The following is a 23,896-nucleotide window of genomic DNA, read 5'->3' on the forward strand; positions in this document are numbered from 1 at the left end:
GTGTGGTCTACCATTTCTAATTAGGAAGTTATGAAAAAATTAATTATTTTATTTGCAGCATTAATCACTTTGGGCTGTGTATCTACTGAGAGTAATAAAAGTTCAATAACAGCAAGCTGTAGTTTGTCGGATAGCGGAATAGCGCCAGCGTGGATACAAACGCCAGTGCCAGAATCAGAGGAATATTATTATGCTTATGGAGTTGCTGAAGCTAAAAACCTCTCCTATATACAAGCGAGAAAGGCCAGTCATATCAATGCAAGAAGTGAGTTGGCAACATCGTTAAGTACCAAAATAAAATACAGTTTTTTGCAAAATAGTGAGTTAGCACGTAAAGCAGGAGCAAATTTACTTAATGAAACCGTTACCAGCAATATGCACAGTCAAACCGATCTTTTTCTCGCCAACGCTTTTATAGAGCAGTCTTGGAATGATTTAGAATATTGTATTATTTGGAGCAAAGTTCGTCTACACAAAGATGATTACGAAAAATCTAAAATGGTTGTTGAAAAAAGTATTAATACAGACATTGCCAAGCAATTAACGGCAATGAATGAAAAACTTGCAACGACTAATATGATGCTGGGTAATGTTAAGCAAGAAACAAGTCTCAACCCTCGTAAAGAGCTAATGAACCGAGGTGTACCATTTAACGGTAAAGAGTTTGGTAAGGCGATTATGCGTGCTGATATCGCGGTGATGGCGTTGTTTGTTAAAGGTGGAATGACCTTCAATGATGCTTACGATGATGACTTTGTCGTACGTTTAGAGCACAGAATAATCTATTTATCACTAGATAAATTAGAAAAAATACTCGATTTTTTCAAGCAACACCCGAGCAGTGGTGCTAATTTTGAGCAACGCTACTTGCAACACGCGGCTTATATTGGCAGCCTAGATAAGGTTAATTTATTACTTGAATATGGCGTAAATCCGCAAACCTTATATTCCGGGACAATTGATATTGGCGCCTTGCAAAGTGATGCTTTTACACTTACAGCAGCTTCAGCTCAATGTGTTGCCGATATGATGATCGGAAAAACCCAAAAAAACAATCTAGATCCTGCTAACTGGCAAGCTATTAGTAAACGACTATCCGCTTTTAACGCCTCCTCAGAGGGAAAAATAAAGTTTGCTAAAACCATTGTTGCTTATGACACCTACCAATGTGATCAAATAGCTGAAGTTAAGAAAACAAATATCGTCAATCAACGTGCCAGCACATGCCAAAATTTCTTCGCTAAGCAATCAGGTACGAGTTTATATAATGCTTTGAGTAATGTTAACGTAGGTATGTTTCAAGAGCCGAAATCGGTATTTGAAGCTGCTTACATCGCACTTCTTCCGGATATTATTAGTGATAAGTTTACGCAAAATGGCGGATTTCTCTCTGCATTACGAAATAAGTTAAACAACACTTGTGCTAGTTATAAACAAAAACTTTGTGGGCAAGCAGAACAAAATGATTATTTATTTTGTTAATTTACCCTTTCTCTGCGCGTTATATCAGGATGTTGTGCTTTATTATCGCAACTTAGGTAAATTGATATAACGCCAGTTGCGCCGATATAAAGCGCTAGTTTTAAAAACTGAATACATTAATATGGCATTATACGCGTATTAAAGTATTTATTAATAGTTTAGAGCAGTTGCTTTTAGCAGCCATCTAACTAGATACAATGTCTTTATAACTCCAACGTTTACCTTGATAAGAGTCCGCTATGTTAACGACCTTTAAAATTAAAAAACTTACTATGCTTATGGCCGCTGTATCGCTTGGCTTGAGTTTCTTTACTCATGCACAAGATGTTTTGCTTTCGGCATTAACAGCTGAGGAATCGCGTATTGATAAAACGCAGAAATCAATGCCCAAAGTTACATTGCGATTAACCACAAGGGTTGAAAATTCTCAAGCCAGCTAAATAAAGCAAATAATTATACCGTGTTAACACAATTAACCATCCGTCATGCCTCAGGGTTATGGCGTGATGCAAAACAATCTTTTAATCAATCAATGGATTATGACGACAGGCCGTTATATTGGGCGCGTTGACAAATGAGTAAAGCATTACGCTCGTCAACAGCATTTGCCAAATTATTTGCTAGCCAACAACAGAAACTCCTCTGGACACTCGAATTACAGTCTCGAGGTCAAATGGATATTAAATTCGATAAAAAAGCCAATAAGAAAATATTATTAACCGATTTTGACCCATTTTTTCTTGATCGCCATATAGATCAAAGTAATCCGTCGGGCGTGATAGCGTTATCTTTGGATGACTTAGTGGTGAGCATTGAAGGGCAAACGGCAGAAATTGAGGTACTAATTGTACCTGTACGCTTTCGCGACTTTGCTCAAGGCATGATAGAAGAACTTCTTACCCCTTATATTCAAGATAAATTGGTTGATATGGTGTTAACGGTTAGCATGGGTAGAGAGAATTTTGATTTAGAGCGCTATCCTGCGTTAAGACGCAGCGCTAATGCACCGGATAACCTTAATGTCCACACCGGTGCGACAAAAACTAATCCGTTAGTGCCAAAATTAAAGTCAATGCCATTACTTGGGCCAGAATTTGTCGAATTTAGCCTACCTATAATGGTAATGCAAAAGGCTGAGGGTAACTATATTGTCAACGATAACCGCAACGTATCGACGCTGTCGGGTGGCGCCTTTAACGCGCAAGCATTAGCTGATATTACTAAGCAAACCTCGGTCAGTGGCTCTGGTGGAGGTTATTTGTCGAATGAGATCAGCTATAGAAGTATCTTGCTCAGAAATAAATTTAATGCTGGTTTACCTGTTGGTCATATTCATACCCCTAAAATTAGTGCCTTTGATAAACAAGCATTAAGCGATATTGTTAAACAAACCAAAAGCATTATAACTCAAGGTGTTACAGAGCTATAATGAAGTAATAGGAACGCCACGGCTTTGTAATGTATGGCCATTAGTATAAGCTAATGGCCATTTAACTAGTCTTATGGAAGTTTAATCAAGACGATTGCATACAGTAACACTTATTAAATGCAATGCTATATACTTTTACCCTGATCAGATTATTGCTCACTTTTTGTCGGTGTGATAATATCGCATTTTTTATATATCTATTATTTTATTACTTAAATGAAGCAAATTTTTAACTTTCGAAAGAACCTAAATTTAGTGCTATCGCTTGCATTGATTTGTTTTCTTTTTATGCAATTTGCTTACCTAAGCCATCAGTATGATGGCGATGAACATCAATCAGTCCATGTTTGTAAAGTCTGTAATAAACTTTCCTCTCTGAGTAATTTACATACAGCACCAGATAATTCCTTCAGTTTCTCAACGACTGCGAGTTTTATCTACCGCTTTACCAACATTTCATTGCATGAGTTAATAACTCATCGCCTTATTTATTTACGCGGCCCACCTCAAAGTTTCAGCTAAATACCATAAAGCAGTACTTATTTATCGATAGCTGATTATTTTTATTCGAAAGAATAATTTTATTTAGTCGTCTGTCAGTTGATGCCATTTTAATTTTTAGTGGTTAACGGTAATTAGAAAAATTTGAGAAACATAAAATGCGTAAAATAATCACTATTTTAATGCTTTTTGCTACTTTTATAGCAAACAGTAACAATATATCAGGCCAAGTAAATACTTTTTCAGGTCAAATTGTCCTTCAAAATGCCAGCCTAGTAACGAATGCAAAAGTCCGTATTGTTGGAGATGACATTATTAAAACCACCGATGAACGTGGATTCTTTCAGTTTAATGTTGTTAATAAAACTAATTATACTACTGAAGTTGAAGTAGATTCTTACATCACTAATCATAAAAATATTTCTTTTGCCTCGGATAAAACAACACTTATTATAGTCAAACGTTCAGATATTGAGACTATAAAAGTGACCGCAAGCGTTCGTGACAGAGACGTATTAGACATGGCTATTCCAGTCATTGTTTTAAGTGGGGAAGAATTAATCAATAAAAGAAGTACTAATTTAGGGGAAACATTAGCACAAGAGCCTGGGGTTTCAGTGTCGTCTTATGGCTCAGGTGCAGGGCGACCAGTGATACGAGGCATCAGTGGAAGCCGGATTAGTATTTTGCAAAATGGTCTTGGTACTTTGGATGCATCATCTACCAGCCCTGATCATGCCGTATCTAGCGAACCGCTTTTAGCTGAACAAATTGAAATATTAAAGGGGCCTGTAACGTTACTTTATGGTGGTGGAGCCATCGGTGGAGTGATCAATGTTGTCGACAATAGGATCCCAGAAAAATTACCCGAAAATGGATTAGAGGGGGCAGCTGAAGTTCGTTATGCTTCTGCCTCAGAGGAAAAAGCAGCAGTGGCTCGCCTTGATGGCGGTTTTGGTCAATGGGCTTGGCATGTAGACGGCTATAAACGCGAAACCGAAGATATTACTTTACCTTCGGCTTTAGGTGATGAGCTAAGTAATAGCGATATTTCCGCTGATGGTGCAACAGCAGGGTTGTCATGGATAAATGAAGATCAAAGCTTTATTGGTGTTTCTTTTGGGCAATATAACAATAATTATGGACTACCAGCAGAAGAAAATGCTGATGAATTGGTGCGCTTAGATGTAGAACAAGATCGATTTGACATAAAGGGGGCTCTGTTCGAACCTTTTACTGGTGTGAAAAAAATCAAGTTCAGATATGGTCGTAATAATTATAAGCATGTCGAGCTTGAAGGCGAAGAAATTGGTACAACTTTTACCAATAAAGCTGACGAAGCTCGTTTGGAATTGCTGCATATTCCTCTTGATGGCTGGCAGGGCGCTTTAGGGGTACAAGTAAATAATCGTGATTTTTCAGCGATTGGAGAAGAAGCATTTGTACCACCATCAACAACGGAATCACTAGGTGTATTTATAGTTGAAGAAAAGTCGTTCAATAATGTAAATGTTGAAGTTGGGATCCGTAGCGACAAGCAAACCTTGAACTCTGACAATCTACGTAATTCATTAACAGATAATGCCTTCAGTGCTTCAATCGGTGGCTTATGGAAATTCCATCCCTCATATTCTCTCTCATTAGCTTTAGCACGCGCACAGCGCATACCTAATGCTGAAGAATTACTTTCGTATGGTCCACACTTAGCAACACAATCTTTTGAGCTGGGAAATATTGATCTTAAAAAAGAAAGTGCTAATAACATTGACCTTTCTCTACGTAAACATCAAGGGGATATCAAGTTCACATTGAACGCTTTTTATAATAGCTTTGATCAATTTATTTATGAAAAATCGACAGGCAATGTAGAAGACGGCTTGCCAGTATTCCAATTCACTCAAGAGGATGCCACTTTTAGTGGGTTGGAATTTGAATTGGACTGGGTATTATCGAATTCTGCTTCAAGGACGATAACCTTTCATAGCCAAGCTGATTATGTAAAAGGGCAGCTTTCAAATGGAGGCGACTTACCGCGAATATCACCACTAAGAATTGGCGCAGGCATACTGTATGAAATGAATGATTGGTTTATTGATCTCGATATCATTCGATATATGAAACAAGATGACATTGCAGATTTTGAAACCAGTACAGATGGTTATACTCTCGTGAACGTCGATTTTAATTATCAACTTTCGACAGAAAACAACGATTATACTTTTTTCATAAGAGCAACTAATTTACTTGATGATGAAGTTATCAATCATACCTCCTTTATTAAAGATATCGCTCCACAAGCGGGACGCTCTTTAACGTTAGGTATGCGTATGGAGTTCTAGTCTAGAAAATAAAAGCTATGAGGTAACTCCTCAAAATAGTAGGCAATTTCAAATTCAGGACAAAAAAAACGCTAACAAAGTTAGCGTTTTTCATTTCTAATTTTGTAATGATTACTCAATGTACAAAGATTTGGTAAGCATTAAATATATAATTAGTGCGTTAAATGTTATTAGTAACATCTACCGATAGCTTTAACATTTGTCCCGGTTGTAAATACTTCTTACGATTCAGACTATTCCAGCGCTCAATATCAGTAATGGAAACATTAAACTTATCGGCGATACGGGCAAAAGAGTCGCCTTTGCGAACCCGATAATTAATGTTACGCATTATCGCTTGCTCGCTGGGCCTTTGACTGTTTGAAGCTAACTTTTTCACGCTTGCTTTTTGCCAAATAACCAGTTTTTGTCCTGGCTTAATGGTATCTCTTGGCGCCATACCATTCCACTTTGCTATGCTACGCGTTGAAACCTTATAGGCACGGCTAATGTCCCACAGTGTATCGCCGGATTTAACAATATGAATACGTTTTTCACCAGCAAGTACTTTATTTTGTGTTTTTGCTAAACGTTGGTCTTGTGATAACAAATAACTATCTAAAGAAGCTGTTGCTACAGGAATTAATAAAAATTTTCCTGCTCTAATTTGATTACCTTTAACATTGTTAACTTGTTTTATTAAGGCAATCTCGGTATTAAATTTTTGTGCTATTTTGCCTAAACTATCACCATTTTTTATTTTGTAACGTTGCCAAGCTAAACGGTCTTTTTTCGCAAGTTTTGCTAAGCCTTGTTGAAATGCTGCCACTTTATGATTTGGTAGTAGTAAGTAATGTGGCCCGTCAGGATCTGTCGCCCAACGATTAAAGCCGGGATTAAGACGTTGCAATTCGGTTAATGATAATTGTGCTAATTGTGCTGCTTTTGCTAAATCCAGTTGTGAGCCAATATCTACTTGACTGAGCACTGCGTTATTATCAATTTTATGCAGTTTTATTTTAAATTCATCACTACGCTTGACGATATCGGCTAGGGCTAATAATTTAGGCACATAGGCACGGGTTTCTTTTGGTAAGTCTAAAGACCAAAAGTCAGTAGGGCGATTTTTCTTTTTGTTACTTCTAACTGCACGTTGTACACGGCCTTCACCAGAATTATAGGCTGCAAGGGCGAGCATCCAATCACCGTCAAAAAATTTATGTAAATACTTTAGATACTTAATCGCACCTTGAGTTGAGGCAACAACATCGCGTCGTCCGTCATACCACCAATTCTGTTTCATACCAAAACGTTTGCCTGTGTCTGGTACAAACTGCCACATACCTGATGCACGACCATGCGAGTAGGCGAAGGGATCAAAAGCACTTTCAACAATAGGCAGTAAGGCAATTTCGACAGGGATATCGTTAGCTTCTAATGCTTCTACTATATAATATAAAAAAGGCTCTGCACGTTTTGCGACACGATTTAAATAACTGGGATGCTTTATAAACCAGGCTCGTTGACTAGCAACACGTGGGTTTTCAGGTATGCTGAACTCAAGTTTACTTCTAATACGTTGCCAAACATCATTAGACAAATAGTCTTCTTGAACATCATTGCCTAGGTCAATATTGCCATCAGCAATCGGGTGAATAACATCTATGGCTTCATCCATCAGTAAGGCCTGATTGATTTCTGCTGCTGAGGCTACATCCACTAGTGCTTGATTTTCTGCATTAGTTTCAAGGTTATTCGAGTCAGTTTGATTTAAAATTGATTGGCAACCGGACAATAGTAGAACGGTTGCGATAGATAATGTTAGGTACTTCATGCAGTGTCTTTTTAAATTTACTTGCCGTCAGTGTCACTTATTTAGTGTGCTTATTCAAGAATTGCACGATAAAAAGCATCAGAAATTATCTTTCCAAGCACGAATAATGCTAAAGGTTTTTAATTTATCATTAACCTCATCACCACTAAATTCACTGGCGCTGGTCATTAAACTGTCTTTATCGCAGCGTAAAAATGGATTGATTTTCTTTTCCAGCATAATAGAGCTTGGAATAGTGGCAATGTCTTGCTCACGTTTTTGCAGCACTTGGTTGTAATAATGCACTAATTCACTATTACAAGGCTCGACGGTGAGGGCAAAGTTTAAGTTGGCTAGAGTGTATTCATGTGCGCAATAAACGTGTGTACGTTCAGGTAGCGCGCTGAGCTTTTCCAAAGAGCTTAGCATTTGGTTCGGGGTGCCTTCGAACAGTCGACCACAACCGCCAGAAAACAAAGTGTCGCCGCAAAATAAATTATCCTGTGATAAATAAGCAATATGACCACTGGTGTGCCCTGGAAGATCAATTACCTCAAATTCAAAGTCTAAATCAGCTAATTTCACGGTATGACTTTCATTGAGCGCAATATCACAATGTGGGATATTTTCACTTTCAGGGCCATAAATGGTTAATGGCCATTGCTTACTCTGGCAATAAGCGACTAATTTATTAATGCCGCCAACGTGATCAGCATGATGATGGGTGATTAAAATAGTCGATAATTGCAGCTGTTGTTGCTCAATAAACTCGATGCAAGCATCAGCATCGCCGGGATCCACTAAGGCCATACTGTTAGCTAAATTTGATGAAATGGCCCAAATATAATTATCTGAAAAGGCCTTTATCATAGAAACTTTCATATTAGTGGTGCTTTGACTTTGCAGCATGTGCGGCTCCTGAGTATACTGAAGTTATGATTATACTCATTTTTTCTTACGTTTAATATAATGAAGCCAGCACTTGCGTTTAGGCATCCCTATCATCCTATATCATGGCAACATTTGCCTAATGGTGAATTGATTGTTGCTAATATAAATCAAACCTTAGCGCCTTGGTGGCCGAAATTTTTTGGCTATCATATGCTAAAAATTGGCGCCTTAAGTGGTGGTATTGATAGTGAGAAAAGTCTGATCAAGCACCAGTTAACGTTAACGAGTCAGCATGAAAACAGTGATATTGTTGCAGAGATAGATGACTTACCACTACAAGAGCATAGCGTTGATGTGTGTTTACTGGCACATGCGTTAGAGTTTTCATTAGATCCACATCATGTTGTGCGTGAAGCTAATCGAGTATTGATCCCAAATGGTTATTTAGTGATCACCGGCTTCAACCCTTTTAGTCTCGTTGGGCTAAATAAGTTTGTGCCTTATCGACGTAAACAAAGCCCTTGGAATGAAAGGTTTTTCTCGCCGATGCGAGTGAAAGATTGGCTACATTTAATGGGCTTTGAAATCCAACTCGATCGACGATTCTTACACTCATCGTTATCCGGACAAACCAGCTCTGGGCTTATCAGTGAACATTGGCGTAAGTTAGCTGACCGTTATTTCCCAAGCTTAGGCTCTGTTTATGTCATTGTTGCGAAAAAGCGGGTATTACCTTTAACGCCTATTAAAGCGAAATGGCAGCTAAGGCCGCGCTTTGAGCCGGTAAAAGTACCAACGATGAACTCATCAAGAAAAATAAACAAATTAACTAAGTAATGAGCATATTTACGCATTACTCAATAATAACGTGTCATTTAAGGTCAAAATTAAGCCATGCATCTTCATGAATTCGAAAAATATTTAAACACTTTATTAAAGCCTGAACAGATCAAAGATTTCTGTCCAAATGGCTTACAGATCCAAGGCCGTGAAAAAATAACCAAAGTTATTACCGGTGTAACCGCAACCCAAGCGTTAATTGAACAAGCGATTGTGGAAGAAGCTGATGCGTTAGTCGTACATCATGGCTTTTTTTGGAAGAATGAAAGTTATGTCATTCGAGGCATGAAACATAAGCGTATTAAGGCCTTGTTAGATCATGATATTAATTTATTTGCCTATCACTTGCCGTTAGATATTCATCCAACGCTAGGTAACAACGCACAATTAGCTAAATTGTTTGCTATCGAAAACGTTAAACCACTAGAAGCAGGTAACGACTTCAGTGTAGCTGTGCGCGGAGAGTTTTCACAAGCGCTAAGCGCCCAAGCATTGGAGCAACGGATTAACACCAAGCTTAATCGTACTTGTCTGCACATTGCACCGCCATCAAACAAAATAATTAAAACGGTTGCTTGGTGTAGTGGCGGTGGTCAAAACTATATTGAATTAGCTGCTGAACAGGGCATAGATGCCTTTATAAGTGGCGAAGTGTCTGAACAAACAACGCATATTGCCCGCGAAATGGACATTCATTTTTATTGTGCGGGTCATCATGCCACCGAGCGTTACGGGGCAAAAGCACTGGCAGATTACTTTAATCAACATCTGCCAGTAGATGCTAAATTTATCGATATTGATAATCCCGCATAGATAGCTATCGGTTATTTAATATCGGTTAGCTTTTAAACCATTGCACGATCCGGCCTAGTGTTTCATACCAAGCGCCAGTGGTTTGTTGTAGTGTTTTCACATGAGGCAGGTAATATGGCCAAGCTACTTGCCCGTTGTTTTTCACCGAAGGGCTTGCAGGAGCTGGTATTGCGTTAACGCCATACTTTTTGAAATACGCCATAGCGCGAGGTAAATGACTGGCACTAGTGACTAGCACAACATTTCTATTTAATACTCTTGGTGCGATAAGTTGCGCTTCCTCTTCGGTATCTTGTGGAAAATTTTCTGTCAGTATTTTATGTTTAGGTATACCTAATATAATGGCAGCTTGTTTAACTTTTTCTGCATTTGAACTCTCATCATCGCTAGCATAACCTGAGGTTATTATTTGTGCCTCAGGGTGTAAGTGATAAATACGCACCGCCTCAACTAATCTTTCAAGCGAACTAGACTTTAATTGACTTGTTGCAGGTAAACCTTCTGCAGAGCTATGAGCTCCGCCTAAAATAATAATATAATCAACCGGCTTTACGCTTTTAGTAAAAGCAGGGTAGTTATCTTCTAATGGTGTCATTAAGGTGTCTGACAACGGTGGAAAACTACTGAAAAATAGTAGTGTGGTGGCGAGCAATAATGACCAAAAACTGAGTTTAGGTTTCAGACGATAAAAAACTATAGCGATAAATAAAAGTAATAAAATAATGCTCAATGGCATCAGCATAAAACTGATAATCTTTTTCAGTAAAAATAAATCCATGTTATTCATTCCAAAGCAATAATTGATTTTAAGTTGTTTTCTGTTCAAGCATAGCAATTATGTGAGGCGGTATCAGCAGCTAATTAACTTAATCTTTGGACGTCTAAAAGTCTGTTGATATTTTAATTTAGATAGGGTTTAATAGCTGAGTTGAAAATTAGAATTTTTACTCGACTATTTTATAATAACATTATAAATCTAATGTTTATGAGTAATTATACTAACTTTCACACCAGAAGAGGTGCAATTGCCAGGTAAGTAACATGAGGACCCCATCCTTGGACTGTTATTGAGGGGGACAATTGCCGAGAATGTTGATATGGGGCATATCGCATTCGGTCACTAAGGCTGAATCCTTAGGGCTGTCACCGCTAGAAACACAAGTGTTTTTCTAGGTTTGGGTGGAGAGCTTCTGGCTGAATAGTACCGCCTGAATTTCCGGTTTTTTTAACCTTATTCGCTCTACACTCAGTCATGCTCTTCCTGTTTATTATTAGCTTTTTATATTTGATTTATTTTACAACTATCAAGTATTAGCTCGCTATTAGGGAGAATTTTTATGTTAACATCTCATCTTACAAGCCGTATTAGTCGGTCTTTAGTGATATATCTATCTAGCCACATACTTTTGGCTAATTTCTGTTATTCAAATGTTCAATCGCATGGAGAACTTGCATGTCAGTAGTCGTTAGTAAAGCAAGGACTGGTGAAATAACCGTTGCAAAATTTGGTGGCACCAGTGTCGCTGACTACCAAGCCATGATGCGTTGCGCGCATATTATTAAAAACGATGCCTGTAATCGTGTCGTTGTTGTTTCAGCAAGTGCCGGTGTAACCAATAAATTAGTACGATTGAGCCAAGAAAATGTAGCCGAAACTGAACGGGAAGAAATCATTAGCGCTATTGGTAACATTCAGTTTGCTATCACACAGCATTTAACTTGCCAAGCAAATTTAGATCTAGAAATTGCCGAACTTTTAAAGGCTTTAACAATTTGCGCAGAAAAACAAGCAACAGCCTTTAGCTTGCAAAATAGTGATCAAATTCTAAGTTTTGGCGAACAATTAAGTTCGCGCATCTTTGCACAAGTATTACAAACCGTTGGTGTTAATGGTCATTATTTTGATGTTCGTCAAGTGATGAAAACTGATGATCTTTATGGCAAAGCACAAGTTGATTTAACACAACTAGCGAGCAATGCTCAGGCGTTGCTTTTACCACAATTAGCAGACCAAATTATCGTTACTCAAGGTTTTATTGGTAGTGATCAACAGGGCAACACCACCACGCTAGGTCGAGGTGGCTCTGATTATAGTGCAGCACTTTTAGCTGAAGCATTGCAAGCCAGCAACTTAAGTATTTGGACTGATGTAGTCGGTATTTTTACCACTGATCCGCGTATTACTGAACAAGCACGCTCAATTAACGAAATAAGCTTTGGTGAAGCCGCTGAAATGGCAACATTTGGCGCTAAAATCCTCCATCCTGCTACGCTTATTCCTGCTATGCGCCAAGATATTCCGGTATTCGTTGGTTCAAGTAAAGAGCCAGAAGCCGGTGGTACACGCATTCAACGTCATGTAGAGTCTAGTCCAACATATCGTTCAATTGCCCTGCGGCGTGAGCAGACGCTAGTGACGGTAAAAAGTCCACAAATGCTACATGCCAGTGGTTTTTTAGCGAAAGTATTTACTGTCTTGGCAAAACATCAACTCAGTGTTGATTTAATTACCACTAGTGAGATCAGTGTCGCGCTAACTTTTGATAATCCACACGGTTCAACGCAAGCCTTATTAACTCAAGCGGTTGTGGAAGAGTTAGAACAACTTTGTGAAGTCAGTGTCGAACATGGCTTAAGTCTAATTGCGGTGATCGGGAATAAAATTCACGGTACGAAAGGTGTGGGTAGCAGTATTTTCGACAAGGTGAATGACTTTAATATCCGTATGATCTGTCATGGCGCGAGTAACCATAACCTGTGTTTTCTGGTACCAGAGGCTGATGCGAATCAGGTTGTTGAGCGCTTGCACGAGACACTATTTATGCAATAACTGCTAGGCTATGAGATAAATAATGAAAGCAAAAAGGGCCATATTGATGGCCTTTTCACTAGTTATTTTATTGTGTGATTAGCTTTATTCGTAAGCTAAAGGATCGGTAGTTTTGTTATCAGCAAAGGCTTCTAAACGCTCTTGGCAGGCACCACATCTTCCACAGGCCTTTTCTCGACCATTGTAACAAGTCCAAGTATTTTCATAACTCAGGCCCATTTTTAAGCCATCAGTTAATATGTCAGATTTAGTATCGGTTAAATATGGGCTGAAAATCTCAACGGCTTCATAGTTGGCAATTTGACAAACATCGTTCATTTTCATCACGAACTCAGGTCGACAATCGGGATAAATAGCATGATCGCCCGAATGAGCGCCATAATAAACTTGTGACGCTTTTACCGACACGGCATAACCCACCGCTAATGACAATAAAATCATATTACGATTAGGCACTACCGTTGATTTCATACTTTCGGCTTCGTAATGCCCCTCAGGAATGTCGATATCATCGGTTAAAGATGAACCGGCTAATAACTGGTTAATTGCCGAAATATCAATAACTTTATGAGCAACACCTAACTGTTCGCATACTTTACTTGCACAGGCAATTTCTTTCACGTGCTTTTGGCCATAATCAAAGGTTAAAGCATAGACTTCTTTTCCGTCTTTTAATGCGCGGTTAAGTACCGTGAATGAATCCATGCCACCGGAAAAAATTACTACGACTTTATTACTCATATTTACAGGTCTCTTGAGGTATAATGAAAACTTGCGCATTCTACTCGAAATTATCTAAGCATTAAAGTAATGACCACACGTTATAAAATAAATGAACTGTTTGAAACTCTGCAAGGCGAGGGCTCTTTTACTGGCCAACCGTCAATCTTTCTCCGTTTACAAGGCTGCCCTGTCGGTTGCTCATGGTGCGATACTAAACATACTTGGGATATTCATCCTGAATTAGAAATTAGTAGTAAGCAACTATTAAGTAAATCGCAAGAAACCGAGCAATGGTCGAACTTATCACTTGATGATATTGCCACAATCTTTGCTCAGCAAGGTTTTAAAGCGAAACATATTGTCATTACTGGTGGCGAACCTTGTATGGTGGATTTAACCGAATTGTGTTTATATTTTGAAGCCCAAGGTTACAGTTGCCAAGTTGAAACCTCCGGCACTTTTGAAATTAGAGTATCAAGACAATGTTGGGTTACGGTGTCACCGAAAGTGAATATGCGTGGTGGTTATGAAATTTTAGCCAGTGCGATGCAACGCGCAAATGAAATCAAACACCCGGTGGCAACTGAACAACATGTAGTTGACTTAAAAGCATTACTCGCTCAGCACCAAGTTGAAAATAAACAAATTTATTTACAGCCCATCAGCCAAAAACAACGTGCAACTGAACTTGCGATTACCACCTGTATTGAAAACAACTGGCGCTTATCCGTGCAAGTACATAAATATATTGGTATTGAATAAGCGCTCTTATGACAGTAAGTTTTACTACTATTTAGCGCTACTTTTTTGCTTATGAAGCCTAGACATAACAATATTCTGTAAGTGATTAACTGCATTTATGCTGCAAGGTATAAATACAGCTGATTCATATTTTGCGATGTAAAAGGCTTGAACGACTCGTTATTTGTCAACAACCTCAATAGAAATATGAGAGAGTTTGGGGAGAAATCCCTTGAGGATATGCTTGTACTCATCTAAGTCTAACGCTTCGTGTGATGACACAGAAAGAATGGCAGCTTGGTGAGAATTTGCTATTTTCCATATATGGATATCTTTAATAATAGTGTTTTTCTCTTTCATTGCCAGCGATATTTTATCTAGTATTGAGCTATCGACAGATTTATCTAAAAGTACGGTACTTGATTCTTTAATTAGACCAAATGACCAATGAAAAATAACTACAGCTCCTACTATTCCTATAATGGGGTCAAGCCAAATCAAGCCGATATACTTACCGATTAATAATGCAATGATCGCGAGCACAGAAGTTAAGGTGTCTGCCAAAACATGAAGATAAGCAGCTTTTAGGTTATGGTCATGATGATGGTCTGAATTTTCTTCGTGGTGATGGTGGTGCTCATCTTGCAAAATAAAGGCGGAAATTACATTTACCGCAAGGCCAATAAAAGCCACGATTATAGCTTCGTTAAATTGTATGTTATGTGGCTCAACTAGTCGCTGTATAGATTCCAAAACCATCATTAAGGCAACAATAGCTAATGCTATAGCACTAGCAAAACCACCAAGATAATTAACCTTTCCGGTGCCAAAACTAAAGGACTTATTATTAGCATGTTTTTTAGCATATGAATAAGCAAAAATGGTAATAAGAAATGCTGCTGAATGTGTGCCCATGTGCCAGCCATCAGCAAGTAATGCCATAGAGCCAGACCATGTTCCTGCGCTTATCTCAAGCACCATAATGATGCTAGTAAGCCAAAAAACGATTTTTACTTTACTGGTATTCTTTTCATTATCTATGCCGAAATTATGGGAGTGGTCCCAGTTTATATTTGAGTTACTCACTACTTTTATTCCTTAAGTAAAAAATATTTATTTTGAAAAAAACACATTTAGTATATACTCCCCCCTAGTATAATTGAAGTGGAAATATTGTAATGTCACATACTCAGGCAGGAAAAAAGAAACTAATAGCCCGAATCAGACGCATAAAAGGACAGGCGGTTGCTGTAGAAAGTTCATTAGAAGCGGCTAATGATTGCATGGCAGTTTTACAGCAAGTAGCCGCTTTAAAAGGAGCTGTAAACGGCTTGATGAAAGAAGTGTTAGAGGATCATTTAAGGGAGCATTTAGGCGCAGATGATATTACCCAAGAACAACGGCAAAATGAAATAGAACAGGTGATTACTATTCTTAAAAGTTACATGAAGTAATTTTTAGAGCTTAATGTTGAGGATAATCCATGATAGAAGTTGTTATTTTAGCGATAGCATTAAGTATGGATGCTTTTGCTGTTTCCATAGGTCTGGGCGCAAAACACAATAAAAAAACCGTATCGTTAGGCTTTATGTCTGCTGCTTACTTTGGGATATTTCAAGGGGTTATGCCTTTAATCGGTTACCTTGGCGGACGCGGTGTTTTAGGTTGGATAGATTCATACGCGCCCTTAATCGCTTTTGTACTGTTACTACTTATTGGCATAAAAATGATTTATGAGTCTTTTCAAGAAGGTATTGAGGAAGACATCAGTAAAGTCACTCATCGCGTTATGTTAATGTTAGCGATTGCAACAAGCATAGATGCAATGGCCGCAGGTTTTAGTTTAACGGTTTTAAATGTTAATGCCTTTATTGCTAGTTTTATTATTGGCTGTGTTACTTTTCTGTTTAGTTGGCTCGGTGTTATTATTGGCGCTAGAAGTGGCAGCTACTTGGAAAGCAAAGCTGAACTTCTCGGCGGAATAATACTGATCTTAATCGGAATAAAAGTGCTATTTATCTGAAGTGTTTATTTTGATATCTCACTAAAGCCTTTCATCTAGGAAGGCCTTCATTCAAAAATTTTTGTTGTTAACTTACTCATTTAATTGTGTATTGACACATTTGTCAGTAAACTTCTCTCGCGGAAATTTAACCGCATACATAATGTTTTAATCTCAGGGCGGGGCGAAACTCCCCACCGGCGGTAACTTAACCATAAGTCAGTTCCGATTTATTTTAAGATAGCCCGCGAGCGCTCTTATTGTTTTATTTAGCAAAAAGAGGTCAGCAGATCTGGTGTAACTCCAGAGCCGACGGTCATAGTCCGGATGAGAGAGTTTAAAACAAGCTTTTACTTTAGTACTCAGTTTATGCGTTTTTCGCGATATAATTGAGCATTAAATGGATCGTTTTGTTCACAGAAAATTTATTTTTTGTATCTCTTTACGCCCTGATTCTGGTAACTCAATTTTATCATTGAGAATTTAAGAGGAATTTTACCATGAGTCAGTCACTACTTAGTCAATTTGGCACAGCCTTTCAAAGGGTTGAGTCTGCAATACATGCTCTTCAATCGGGTAAAGGTCTACTGCTTGTAGACGATGAAGATCGCGAAAATGAAGGTGATCTTATTTTTTCAACCCAGCATCTTACTCAACAACAAATGGCGATGATGATCCGTGAATGTAGCGGTATCGTTTGTTTAGTATTAGAGGGAAATGATGTCAAGCGACTTAAGCTACCACAAATGGTATCAGTGAATAACAGTCGTAATAAAACAGCTTATACCGTTTCAATTGAAGCGAAAGAAGGTGTTACCACCGGTGTTTCAGCCGCTGATCGAATGCAAACGGTCAAAGCGGCCGCTGATCAAAATAGTACGGCAAATGATCTTAATACTCCGGGCCATATATTTCCATTACTTGCAGACCCTGAAGGTGTTCTTGGCAGAAGAGGACATACAGAAGGAACCTTAGATTTGATCAAACTTGCAGGATTAAATTCGAAAGGAATTTTATGCGAACTGACCAATGAAGATGGCACCATGGCAAGGTTACCTGAAATATGCCAATTTGCTATCAAACATGACATGGTGGTTTTGAGCATTGAAGATATCGTTGAATACCGTTCTTTACAGCTAAACAAGGCGCTCTAGTGTTTTATTAGCGTGTTGTTAGTTTATTAATAAAGCCACTTTAAATAGTGGTTTTATCTTAAAAAGCATGCGTTTAATCGCAGATAAGTCATAATCTTCCAATCAATCAATCAATCAATCAATCAATCAATCAATCAATCAATTTGTCTATTTTTCATGTCTCATTTTATTTTATTGTAAATACCATAAGCGTTATTAGATGCTAATTCTTAGATATCTTATACCAATTTTACTAAGCTCTGAGTGAGAACAAACTTCATAAACTTGGTATTAATAGAGTGAAAAATTAACTGAAAACTATCACTACAAAGCCAATAGCGTACCTTGTTATCATGAAGTCTTTTAGTCATACCATGTACTTAAACGTTATTCTTAATTGAAATTTTACAAGCCATGAAAGTAAAATTCTGTTTAGGCTTTATCTGGTTGTAATAAGACTTTTGTCACGAATAACCTTACCGTTGGCGCTACAACAGCTAACAATAGCAAAGCAGATGGCACTATTTGTTCAATAGCAGTGCCCCAAGCACTAAAAAAGTTAGCCCCTTCAGGTAAGTTACGATAAGCCATAATGCCCGACATACCGAACAACATAGTTGGAAGTACCATAGATACCATGAGGGGATATTGAAATTTTCTTGGAAATTTTTTCATTTGTATCTCCGTGCAGTAATTAAGCCGTTTAGGCTATTTATTGAAGCTATTATAAATGTTCGCATTGAATTCAAAAATAGATAATAATGAACTACAAATATGTACTTTAAAGATACAAATATGTATGATTAAACAAACTGTTTGCTGAGTTATTAAGAGAGATAATATTGATAAATACCAAGCATATAACAAACCTTTATTGGTTTTGTCTTTCCGTTGAATGTGGCGGTTTTTCTGCTGCTAGTATTAAAGCCAGAATATCTGCGCCGACGGTCTCCCGATCGGTTGCTCATTTAGAAACACAATTAAATGAAAAACTGCTTCATCGTGATGCTAAAAACTTTCAATTAACCAATGCTGGTGAGGAAGTTTATCGCAAGTTTGCGCATGTTTTTGCCGAGCTTGATCAACAATGGACGAGTTTATCTAATAGCCAAGGAGAGTTGACCGGTGATATTCAAATTTCTTGTCCAGAGCCATTTGCCGATTTCTTTTTGCAGCCACTTGCTATTGAGTTTATGAATACCCATCCAAAGGTTAATATTCATGTGCAGTTTGCTTTAGATACTGACGAATTTATTAATGAAAAAATTGATTTAGCTATTGCAACCGTGCCAACAAGAACTGCCCATTTAGTGCAAAGACGCTTGTTTGAAACTGAGCTTGCTTTAGCGGCTTCACCAAGCTATTTAGCGCGTTATGGCGAGCCCAGAAATGCTAAAGAATTAATAAATCATCATTTATTGGCAAGTAACAACTTATCTTACTGGTCATTAAAAGAAGCGGGTGAATTGATAAAAGTGCCTATTAAAGCGAAATACACTATCAATAGCTTACGGCTTAATATTCGCGCAGCTATAGCTGATGCTGGCATTTGCGTGTTACCTAAAGTAGCGCTAGAACATTTAACTCAGCAAGCTAAACTTTTACCTGTTTTACCTGACCTTGAATGTCAAAAAGGGACGGCTTATCTGGTTTGGACAGATAGAAAAATGATCTCTTCACGTGTGGTAGCGTTTAGAGATCTTATTTTTGCAAGGATGAACAGTGACCCCGAACAATTATGGGCTAACATGTTTAGCTAATATATCTAGTGAAGCAGGTTAGCGGAATGGCTCAGAAGTACAGTTATTTAGGTAAAGATTCGGCAAGTTCCAATAACACTTGCTTGAAAGTTGCTTGAGGTTGAGCACCTGTAAGCGCACTGGTTTGATTGAATACCACGGTTGGCACGCCACTCACCCCCATTTTTTGCCACTGTGCTATTCTCGCTTTAATTCGACTTTTGTTTTCCTCATCGGCAAATGCGGTTTGTGATTGTTGCGCACTAATGCCGACTGTTTCCGCTTCTTGAATAAGTATGTTTCGATCGGATACATCTTTATTTTCGGTAAAGAAGGCTGAGAAAAGGCGCATTTTAAGCGCTGTTTGCAAACCTAATTGGTGAGCATAATCCAATAAAATATGAGCATCTAGAGTATTAACTATTTTCATGCCGTCGACATAATTGAACTTAAAACCATATTGCGCGCCTGCTTGTGTGATATTTTCTCTTGCGCGATCACTATCGGCCTTTGATGAGCCATACTTTCTTGCCACATGGGCGCGAAGCTCTTCTCCTTCAGGTGGCATATCTGGATTTAGCTCAAATGGTTGCCATTCAATTTCCACTTTATCTTGCAAGCCTAATTCTATAATTGCTGCCGATAAATGGTTATAACCGACAATACACCAAGGGCAGACAACATCTGAAATGATGTCTAATTTAATTTTATTATTCATAAATTATTCTCTTAATTATTTCATTGAAAAATTGTTTTTAACAGCAGACATTAGCGCCGCTTCGCTAGCACGTAATCTATAGTCTGCTGATTGATCAATCCAAATTATGTTTCCTGTCTCGTCAATAAGCAAAGATGTTGGGATAGCCATAGGTCGATATTTCATTTTCCAAGGCAAAGGCATTGCAATACCCAATATATTAATAGTGTCATCAGCAGTGGCAGCAAGTGCTTTATGATGTTCAACGCCATATTGACGAATAACCGCTAAATCTTCATCTGATATTAAGGTATGTGAAATATTATCTCGTAAACAATGGGCTTGTTGTTGAGCCGTACTGTCATTTGAGATAGCAAAAATTTCAATATTATACTCAGCGAGTTTGGGTTTTAGTTGTTCAAACATGATTAATTCTGCTGAGCAATAGGGGCACCATGAGCCGCGATAAAACTTCAATAATATACCTTTTCCCATCAAGGATGCATAATCAAAATTAGCTGTTGTAAAGGGTAAAATTTGTTCACCTACTGAAACCTTTATTTCACCAATTGGCGTTGCTTTAGTTGCGAGGAAAAAGCTAAAAATTGCCGATGTAGACCATATCAACAAAGCTAAAATAACCACGACGATGAGGTTTAAGTTTGATACCGGTTCGGTAAATGCTGTTGCTATTGCCGATAACGACAATAAAGAGCCGATAAGCATCGAAAATATAAGAAAAATAGCCTTCTTAGGTGTTTGATTCTTCTTTAGCTTATAAAAGTAGTGGACTAATGCAATATTCAACAGCATAAAACCAAGCAGTGAAATCATCATGATGTTGTTACCTTATGAGTATTAATAGTGGGGCAATAACTATTTACTCCTTAACGTTTTATATTACTTTGTCCAAACAAATTCTTTGAACATTGAGTCAACAGGTGTATCTGCTACATGGTTGACATAGTTACTAATGACTTTTTGAGATAAGCCAAGAATGACTTCCAATACTTGTTTTTGACTGTAACCCGCGTTAAAAAATGCCATCATTTGCTCTTGTGAAACAGCACCACGGTCACGCACCATCGCCAAAGTAAAGTCATGAAGTGCTTGTAACTTAGCCGTTGGCATTGGTTCTTGGTTACGTAATGCTTCGGTTATCGCAGGGTCAACTTTCATCGAATGTGCAATACCGGTATGTGCTGGTACGCAGTAATGACATTCATGTTCAACATTAATGGTTTGCCATACAACGGTTAGCTCTTCAGCATTGAAAGAAGTCGCGGTAAATAATTGATGTAACTCTTGGTAGGCTTTCAAGATTTCTGGAGATTCAGCCATTACCGCATACAAACTTGGAATAACGCCCATTTGCTTTACCGCGCCGGCTAACATTGCTTTACTTTTTTCAGGTGCTGACTCGACGCTATGTAATTTAAATTCTTTCATTTTATCTACTCCAATCAATAATAGTTAATCCAGCTTTACTTAGCTGATAGTGCTTTATATATGTGTGCAAAGGAGAAAACTCCCTTACTAATGAGTGTACTATAAGGCGGTATGAACGATCGTTCAAGTTAGTTTTTGAACGATCGTTCAGTTTATTTGTGCTTAGCTACTCATCTAATTGATTTAAATATAAATAAAGTAAAAAAATAATCTTAGTATTGCACTTTTTAAATTGACCCAGATAAACTCTATTTACTCAAAGGTAGTTTGATTATCACATCGACACCTTGTTGGCTTAGCTTGTTCACTGCTTTTATTGTCCCACCATGGAACTGACAAATTAAGCGCGCAATATATAAACCTAAACCTAGATGAGGCTGCTCGTTATTATGCTTTTGCCTGATTGATACCATAGAGTCAAAAAGTTGTTCATTCATTTGTTCGGGTAATAGTTCACCATTGTTACTGATAGTTAATGTAAGTTGCTGACTGTCACGAGCAAAATTAATGACTACGTTATCATCTTCAGAAAATTCTATCGCATTGGCGACAACTTTATCTAATAGTTGCGCTATATGCTCTGGTGAACCCAGCACATAATGCTTTTTGAGTGCTATCTCATTAAAAGCAAAATTAATCTCTGGATAAATGAGGTGATAGCCCTGCATGCAACCATTGATCACTAAGCCAATATCGAATGTACTTTTATCTGTGTTTTGTAGAATTTGTTCTATGCGAGTGGCTTCGTTCATATTGGTTAAGATCAAGCTTAAACGCTCAATACCTTGCTGAGCACGTGACAGGTACGGGTTTTCATTGGTTAGTTCCTGATTTATCATCGATGTCAAATTGTCATCATTTGGGGATAATTTACTGATACTTTGTTGTTGCATCGCGAGTGTTTCTAGTGATGTTCGCACCACAGCAATTGGAGTGCGTAATTCATGTGATAAGCGTGATGACATATTCTCTAAGTAATGATTATATTGACCAAGGCGGTTAACTGCAGTGGAAAAGCTTCGTGATAAGTCGCCAATTTCATCATTAGTATTTGATGTGTCGACATTGCCATTAATACGACCGTGTTCATCAATGGCCATTTCTGCTTGATTGCTTAAGGTTCTGATGCGGTTCGAAATACGTGAAGCAAATAAGAAAAAGGCTAAGGCCCCTAAAAGCATGATGGCCAAAATGGAACTGAAGAGTTTTTCTAGTGCTTGATTTCTTAAGGTGCGAATACCATTGGTTGTTTCTTCAACAATCACCGCTCCTTTAACATGTTCATCAATAAATATTGGATAAGCTGCTGATAATACTACGGCTTGTTGATCGGTACTTAAGCGCCATTGTGACATGGGCTTACCTGTCAAAGCGCTTTCGATATGTTTACCGGTAAGGTTTTCTGAATCATAGAGTTGATCGATAAAATTACGCGGTGGCTGGCTGATCATTCGGTCATAAAGCGGTTTAAGCACGTTGCTTTCAATGATATGCCAAGCCTTATAAATAACATTATCATCGTCATTGTCGCTACGCTCATTGTTGAGGTTGACACGTTTATCCCAAACACCGCTAGCCTGTTTTATATTGCCTGTTGTCGCCAATACCCGGTGATGTTGATCAACCACCCAGATACTAGAGTTGGTATAGCTCATGCCTTTAACAATGCGCTCTATTTCGGGTGAGGGCACTAATATTGTCCCTAAGGTTTCAGCTGAACTTGGATCTGCCGAACCTATAGAAGCTTGAATAGTGCCTAATGGACTATCAACATCATGAACAGCAAAGGCGATGTTATCGTTGAATTCAATCAGTGGTACCCGTACTTCTACATTGTAACCTTGTGTTGTATCACGCCAATGACCCTGAATTTGTCGTGCCGGTACCGGAATGTTATTTTCAAGGTTAGTAATACGATAGGCGTCAATCCAACCGGTATTTTTATTACTGATAATAAAGCGGCTAAAAATGCCTTCAGGGTTAATAAATGCTAATTCTAAATGGTCATTATTGGTAATACTACGGGCATTATTATCACGATAAATCACCTTGTCGTCGATCACCGCGAAATATAAATACAAATACTTACCATAGGTGCCGACCGCTGCGGTGAAGTTTACTGATAATTGCTCGGGTGATAGCTTTTGATAAAGTTGATTATTTTGCTGATAAAAATGGGCTTTATTGGCGAAATCTGGCCAATCATTATTCAAACCATCAAGCTGAATGGGGGCAGATAAACCATAACTGTATAAGTCTTTACCTTTTTCGACACTAGGTAAAAAGCTCGCTTGGTTATTAAACAAGTTAGCACGTTCGTGCATCGCAGTGGCAAGGGCTCTAGCGGTGCCGATAATAGTCTGTTCTTGGCCATATCTGAGGTATTTTTCCATTTCCCAAACGTACTGATAGCCAAACCATGGAATGGTAAAGAGAAAACCGGATAATAGAAATAATTTACTTCTTAAGCCAAAACGCCACTTCATTTTCATCTG

General features: G+C 38.2%; 22 protein-coding genes and 2 riboswitches. Of the genes, 12 read left to right on the top strand and 10 right to left on the bottom strand.

Going from position 1 to position 23,896, the window contains the following annotated elements:
- Positions 1-30 precede the first annotated feature (30 nt).
- The 4 genes from FGD67_RS02125 (at position 31) to FGD67_RS02140 (ending at position 5,751) form a co-directional block, all read left to right on the top strand.
- A complete protein-coding gene (locus FGD67_RS02125) occupies positions 31-1,482 on the top strand; it encodes an LPP20 family lipoprotein (RefSeq protein WP_257173482.1) in 1,452 nt (483 codons plus the stop codon).
- 239 nt (positions 1,483-1,721) lie between these two features.
- The gene (locus FGD67_RS02130) at positions 1,722-1,922 is read left to right on the top strand and encodes a hypothetical protein (protein WP_257173483.1); all 201 of its coding nucleotides are present in this window, start codon (positions 1,722-1,724) and stop codon (positions 1,920-1,922) included.
- Between the two features lie 134 nt (positions 1,923-2,056).
- The gene (locus FGD67_RS02135; protein WP_257173484.1) at positions 2,057-2,911 is read left to right on the top strand and encodes a hypothetical protein; all 855 of its coding nucleotides are present in this window, start codon (positions 2,057-2,059) and stop codon (positions 2,909-2,911) included.
- A 659-nt stretch (positions 2,912-3,570) separates the two neighbouring features.
- Positions 3,571-5,751 (top strand): TonB-dependent receptor, encoded by a 2,181-nt coding sequence (locus tag FGD67_RS02140; protein WP_257173485.1) that lies wholly within the window; start codon positions 3,571-3,573, stop codon positions 5,749-5,751.
- A gap of 160 nt (positions 5,752-5,911) precedes the next feature.
- Here FGD67_RS02140 and FGD67_RS02145 read toward each other — a convergent pair whose 3' ends face one another.
- Together FGD67_RS02145 and gloB are read right to left on the bottom strand one after the other, a co-directional pair.
- Positions 5,912-7,564 carry a LysM peptidoglycan-binding domain-containing protein gene (locus FGD67_RS02145; RefSeq protein WP_257173486.1) on the bottom strand — a complete coding sequence of 551 codons (1,653 nt, stop codon included), beginning with the start codon at positions 7,562-7,564 and terminating at the stop codon, positions 5,912-5,914.
- Positions 7,565-7,642: 78 nt separating this feature from the next.
- The gene (gene gloB / locus FGD67_RS02150; protein WP_257173487.1) at positions 7,643-8,452 is read right to left on the bottom strand and encodes a hydroxyacylglutathione hydrolase; all 810 of its coding nucleotides are present in this window, start codon (positions 8,450-8,452) and stop codon (positions 7,643-7,645) included.
- 60 nt (positions 8,453-8,512) lie between these two features.
- On the opposite strand from gloB, the gene FGD67_RS02155 reads away from it, so the two are divergent.
- Positions 8,513-9,271, top strand: a complete 759-nt coding sequence (locus FGD67_RS02155) for a class I SAM-dependent methyltransferase (protein ID WP_257173488.1) — start codon at positions 8,513-8,515, stop codon at positions 9,269-9,271.
- 57 nt (positions 9,272-9,328) lie between these two features.
- Positions 9,329-10,087: a Nif3-like dinuclear metal center hexameric protein gene (locus tag FGD67_RS02160; RefSeq protein ID WP_257173489.1), complete on the top strand. Its 759-nt coding sequence runs from the start codon at positions 9,329-9,331 to the stop codon at positions 10,085-10,087.
- Between the two features lie 25 nt (positions 10,088-10,112).
- Here FGD67_RS02160 and FGD67_RS02165 read toward each other — a convergent pair whose 3' ends face one another.
- The gene (locus tag FGD67_RS02165) at positions 10,113-10,865 is read right to left on the bottom strand and encodes an ElyC/SanA/YdcF family protein (RefSeq protein WP_257173490.1); all 753 of its coding nucleotides are present in this window, start codon (positions 10,863-10,865) and stop codon (positions 10,113-10,115) included.
- A gap of 228 nt (positions 10,866-11,093) precedes the next feature.
- A riboswitch (Lysine riboswitch) is annotated at positions 11,094-11,285 on the top strand.
- A gap of 255 nt (positions 11,286-11,540) precedes the next feature.
- Between FGD67_RS02165 and lysC the strand changes: the two genes are divergently transcribed.
- Complete coding sequence (lysC, locus tag FGD67_RS02170; protein ID WP_257173491.1) at positions 11,541-12,917, top strand: lysine-sensitive aspartokinase 3; 1,377 nt, start codon at positions 11,541-11,543, stop codon at positions 12,915-12,917.
- An 84-nt stretch (positions 12,918-13,001) separates the two neighbouring features.
- On the opposite strand, the gene queC is transcribed toward lysC, so the two are convergent.
- Positions 13,002-13,658 carry a 7-cyano-7-deazaguanine synthase QueC gene (queC, locus tag FGD67_RS02175; RefSeq protein WP_257173492.1) on the bottom strand — a complete coding sequence of 219 codons (657 nt, stop codon included), beginning with the start codon at positions 13,656-13,658 and terminating at the stop codon, positions 13,002-13,004.
- Between the two features lie 69 nt (positions 13,659-13,727).
- Between queC and queE the strand changes: the two genes are divergently transcribed.
- Positions 13,728-14,402: a 7-carboxy-7-deazaguanine synthase QueE gene (gene queE / locus FGD67_RS02180; protein ID WP_257173493.1), complete on the top strand. Its 675-nt coding sequence runs from the start codon at positions 13,728-13,730 to the stop codon at positions 14,400-14,402.
- 159 nt (positions 14,403-14,561) lie between these two features.
- On the opposite strand, the gene dmeF is transcribed toward queE, so the two are convergent.
- A complete protein-coding gene (gene dmeF, locus FGD67_RS02185) occupies positions 14,562-15,467 on the bottom strand; it encodes a CDF family Co(II)/Ni(II) efflux transporter DmeF (protein WP_373567825.1) in 906 nt (301 codons plus the stop codon).
- 92 nt (positions 15,468-15,559) lie between these two features.
- Here dmeF and FGD67_RS02190 point away from each other — a divergent pair, with 92 nt between their 5' ends.
- The 3 genes from FGD67_RS02190 (at position 15,560) to ribB (ending at position 17,537) form a co-directional block, all read left to right on the top strand.
- Positions 15,560-15,835, top strand: coding sequence for a metal/formaldehyde-sensitive transcriptional repressor (locus FGD67_RS02190; protein ID WP_257173494.1), 276 nt, complete (start codon positions 15,560-15,562; stop codon positions 15,833-15,835).
- A gap of 29 nt (positions 15,836-15,864) precedes the next feature.
- Entirely contained in the window at positions 15,865-16,404 is a 540-nt protein-coding gene (locus FGD67_RS02195) for a manganese efflux pump MntP family protein (RefSeq protein ID WP_257173495.1), read from the top strand.
- A gap of 145 nt (positions 16,405-16,549) precedes the next feature.
- Positions 16,550-16,726, top strand: a riboswitch (FMN riboswitch).
- 157 nt (positions 16,727-16,883) lie between these two features.
- Entirely contained in the window at positions 16,884-17,537 is a 654-nt protein-coding gene (ribB, locus tag FGD67_RS02200) for a 3,4-dihydroxy-2-butanone-4-phosphate synthase (RefSeq protein WP_257173496.1), read from the top strand.
- 411 nt (positions 17,538-17,948) lie between these two features.
- Here ribB and FGD67_RS02205 read toward each other — a convergent pair whose 3' ends face one another.
- Positions 17,949-18,191, bottom strand: a complete 243-nt coding sequence (locus FGD67_RS02205) for a DUF2798 domain-containing protein (RefSeq protein ID WP_257173497.1) — start codon at positions 18,189-18,191, stop codon at positions 17,949-17,951.
- A 167-nt stretch (positions 18,192-18,358) separates the two neighbouring features.
- Between FGD67_RS02205 and FGD67_RS02210 the strand changes: the two genes are divergently transcribed.
- Positions 18,359-19,276 (top strand): LysR family transcriptional regulator, encoded by a 918-nt coding sequence (locus FGD67_RS02210; protein ID WP_257173498.1) that lies wholly within the window; start codon positions 18,359-18,361, stop codon positions 19,274-19,276.
- A gap of 43 nt (positions 19,277-19,319) precedes the next feature.
- On the opposite strand, the gene FGD67_RS02215 is transcribed toward FGD67_RS02210, so the two are convergent.
- The 4 genes from FGD67_RS02215 to pdsS all read right to left on the bottom strand — a co-directional run bounded on the left by FGD67_RS02215 (position 19,320) and on the right by pdsS (position 23,893).
- Positions 19,320-19,973 (bottom strand): DsbA family oxidoreductase, encoded by a 654-nt coding sequence (locus FGD67_RS02215; RefSeq protein WP_257173499.1) that lies wholly within the window; start codon positions 19,971-19,973, stop codon positions 19,320-19,322.
- A gap of 15 nt (positions 19,974-19,988) precedes the next feature.
- Positions 19,989-20,789: a peroxiredoxin family protein gene (locus tag FGD67_RS02220; protein ID WP_257173500.1), complete on the bottom strand. Its 801-nt coding sequence runs from the start codon at positions 20,787-20,789 to the stop codon at positions 19,989-19,991.
- 63 nt (positions 20,790-20,852) lie between these two features.
- Positions 20,853-21,401, bottom strand: coding sequence for a carboxymuconolactone decarboxylase family protein (locus FGD67_RS02225; RefSeq protein WP_257173501.1), 549 nt, complete (start codon positions 21,399-21,401; stop codon positions 20,853-20,855).
- Between the two features lie 248 nt (positions 21,402-21,649).
- Positions 21,650-23,893, bottom strand: a complete 2,244-nt coding sequence (gene pdsS / locus FGD67_RS02230) for a proteobacterial dedicated sortase system histidine kinase (RefSeq protein WP_257173502.1) — start codon at positions 23,891-23,893, stop codon at positions 21,650-21,652.
- Positions 23,894-23,896: the final 3 nt, after the last annotated feature.

The organism is Colwellia sp. M166 (assembly GCF_024585285.1).
In the GTDB taxonomy this organism is placed as follows: Bacteria; Pseudomonadota; Gammaproteobacteria; order Enterobacterales; family Alteromonadaceae; genus Cognaticolwellia.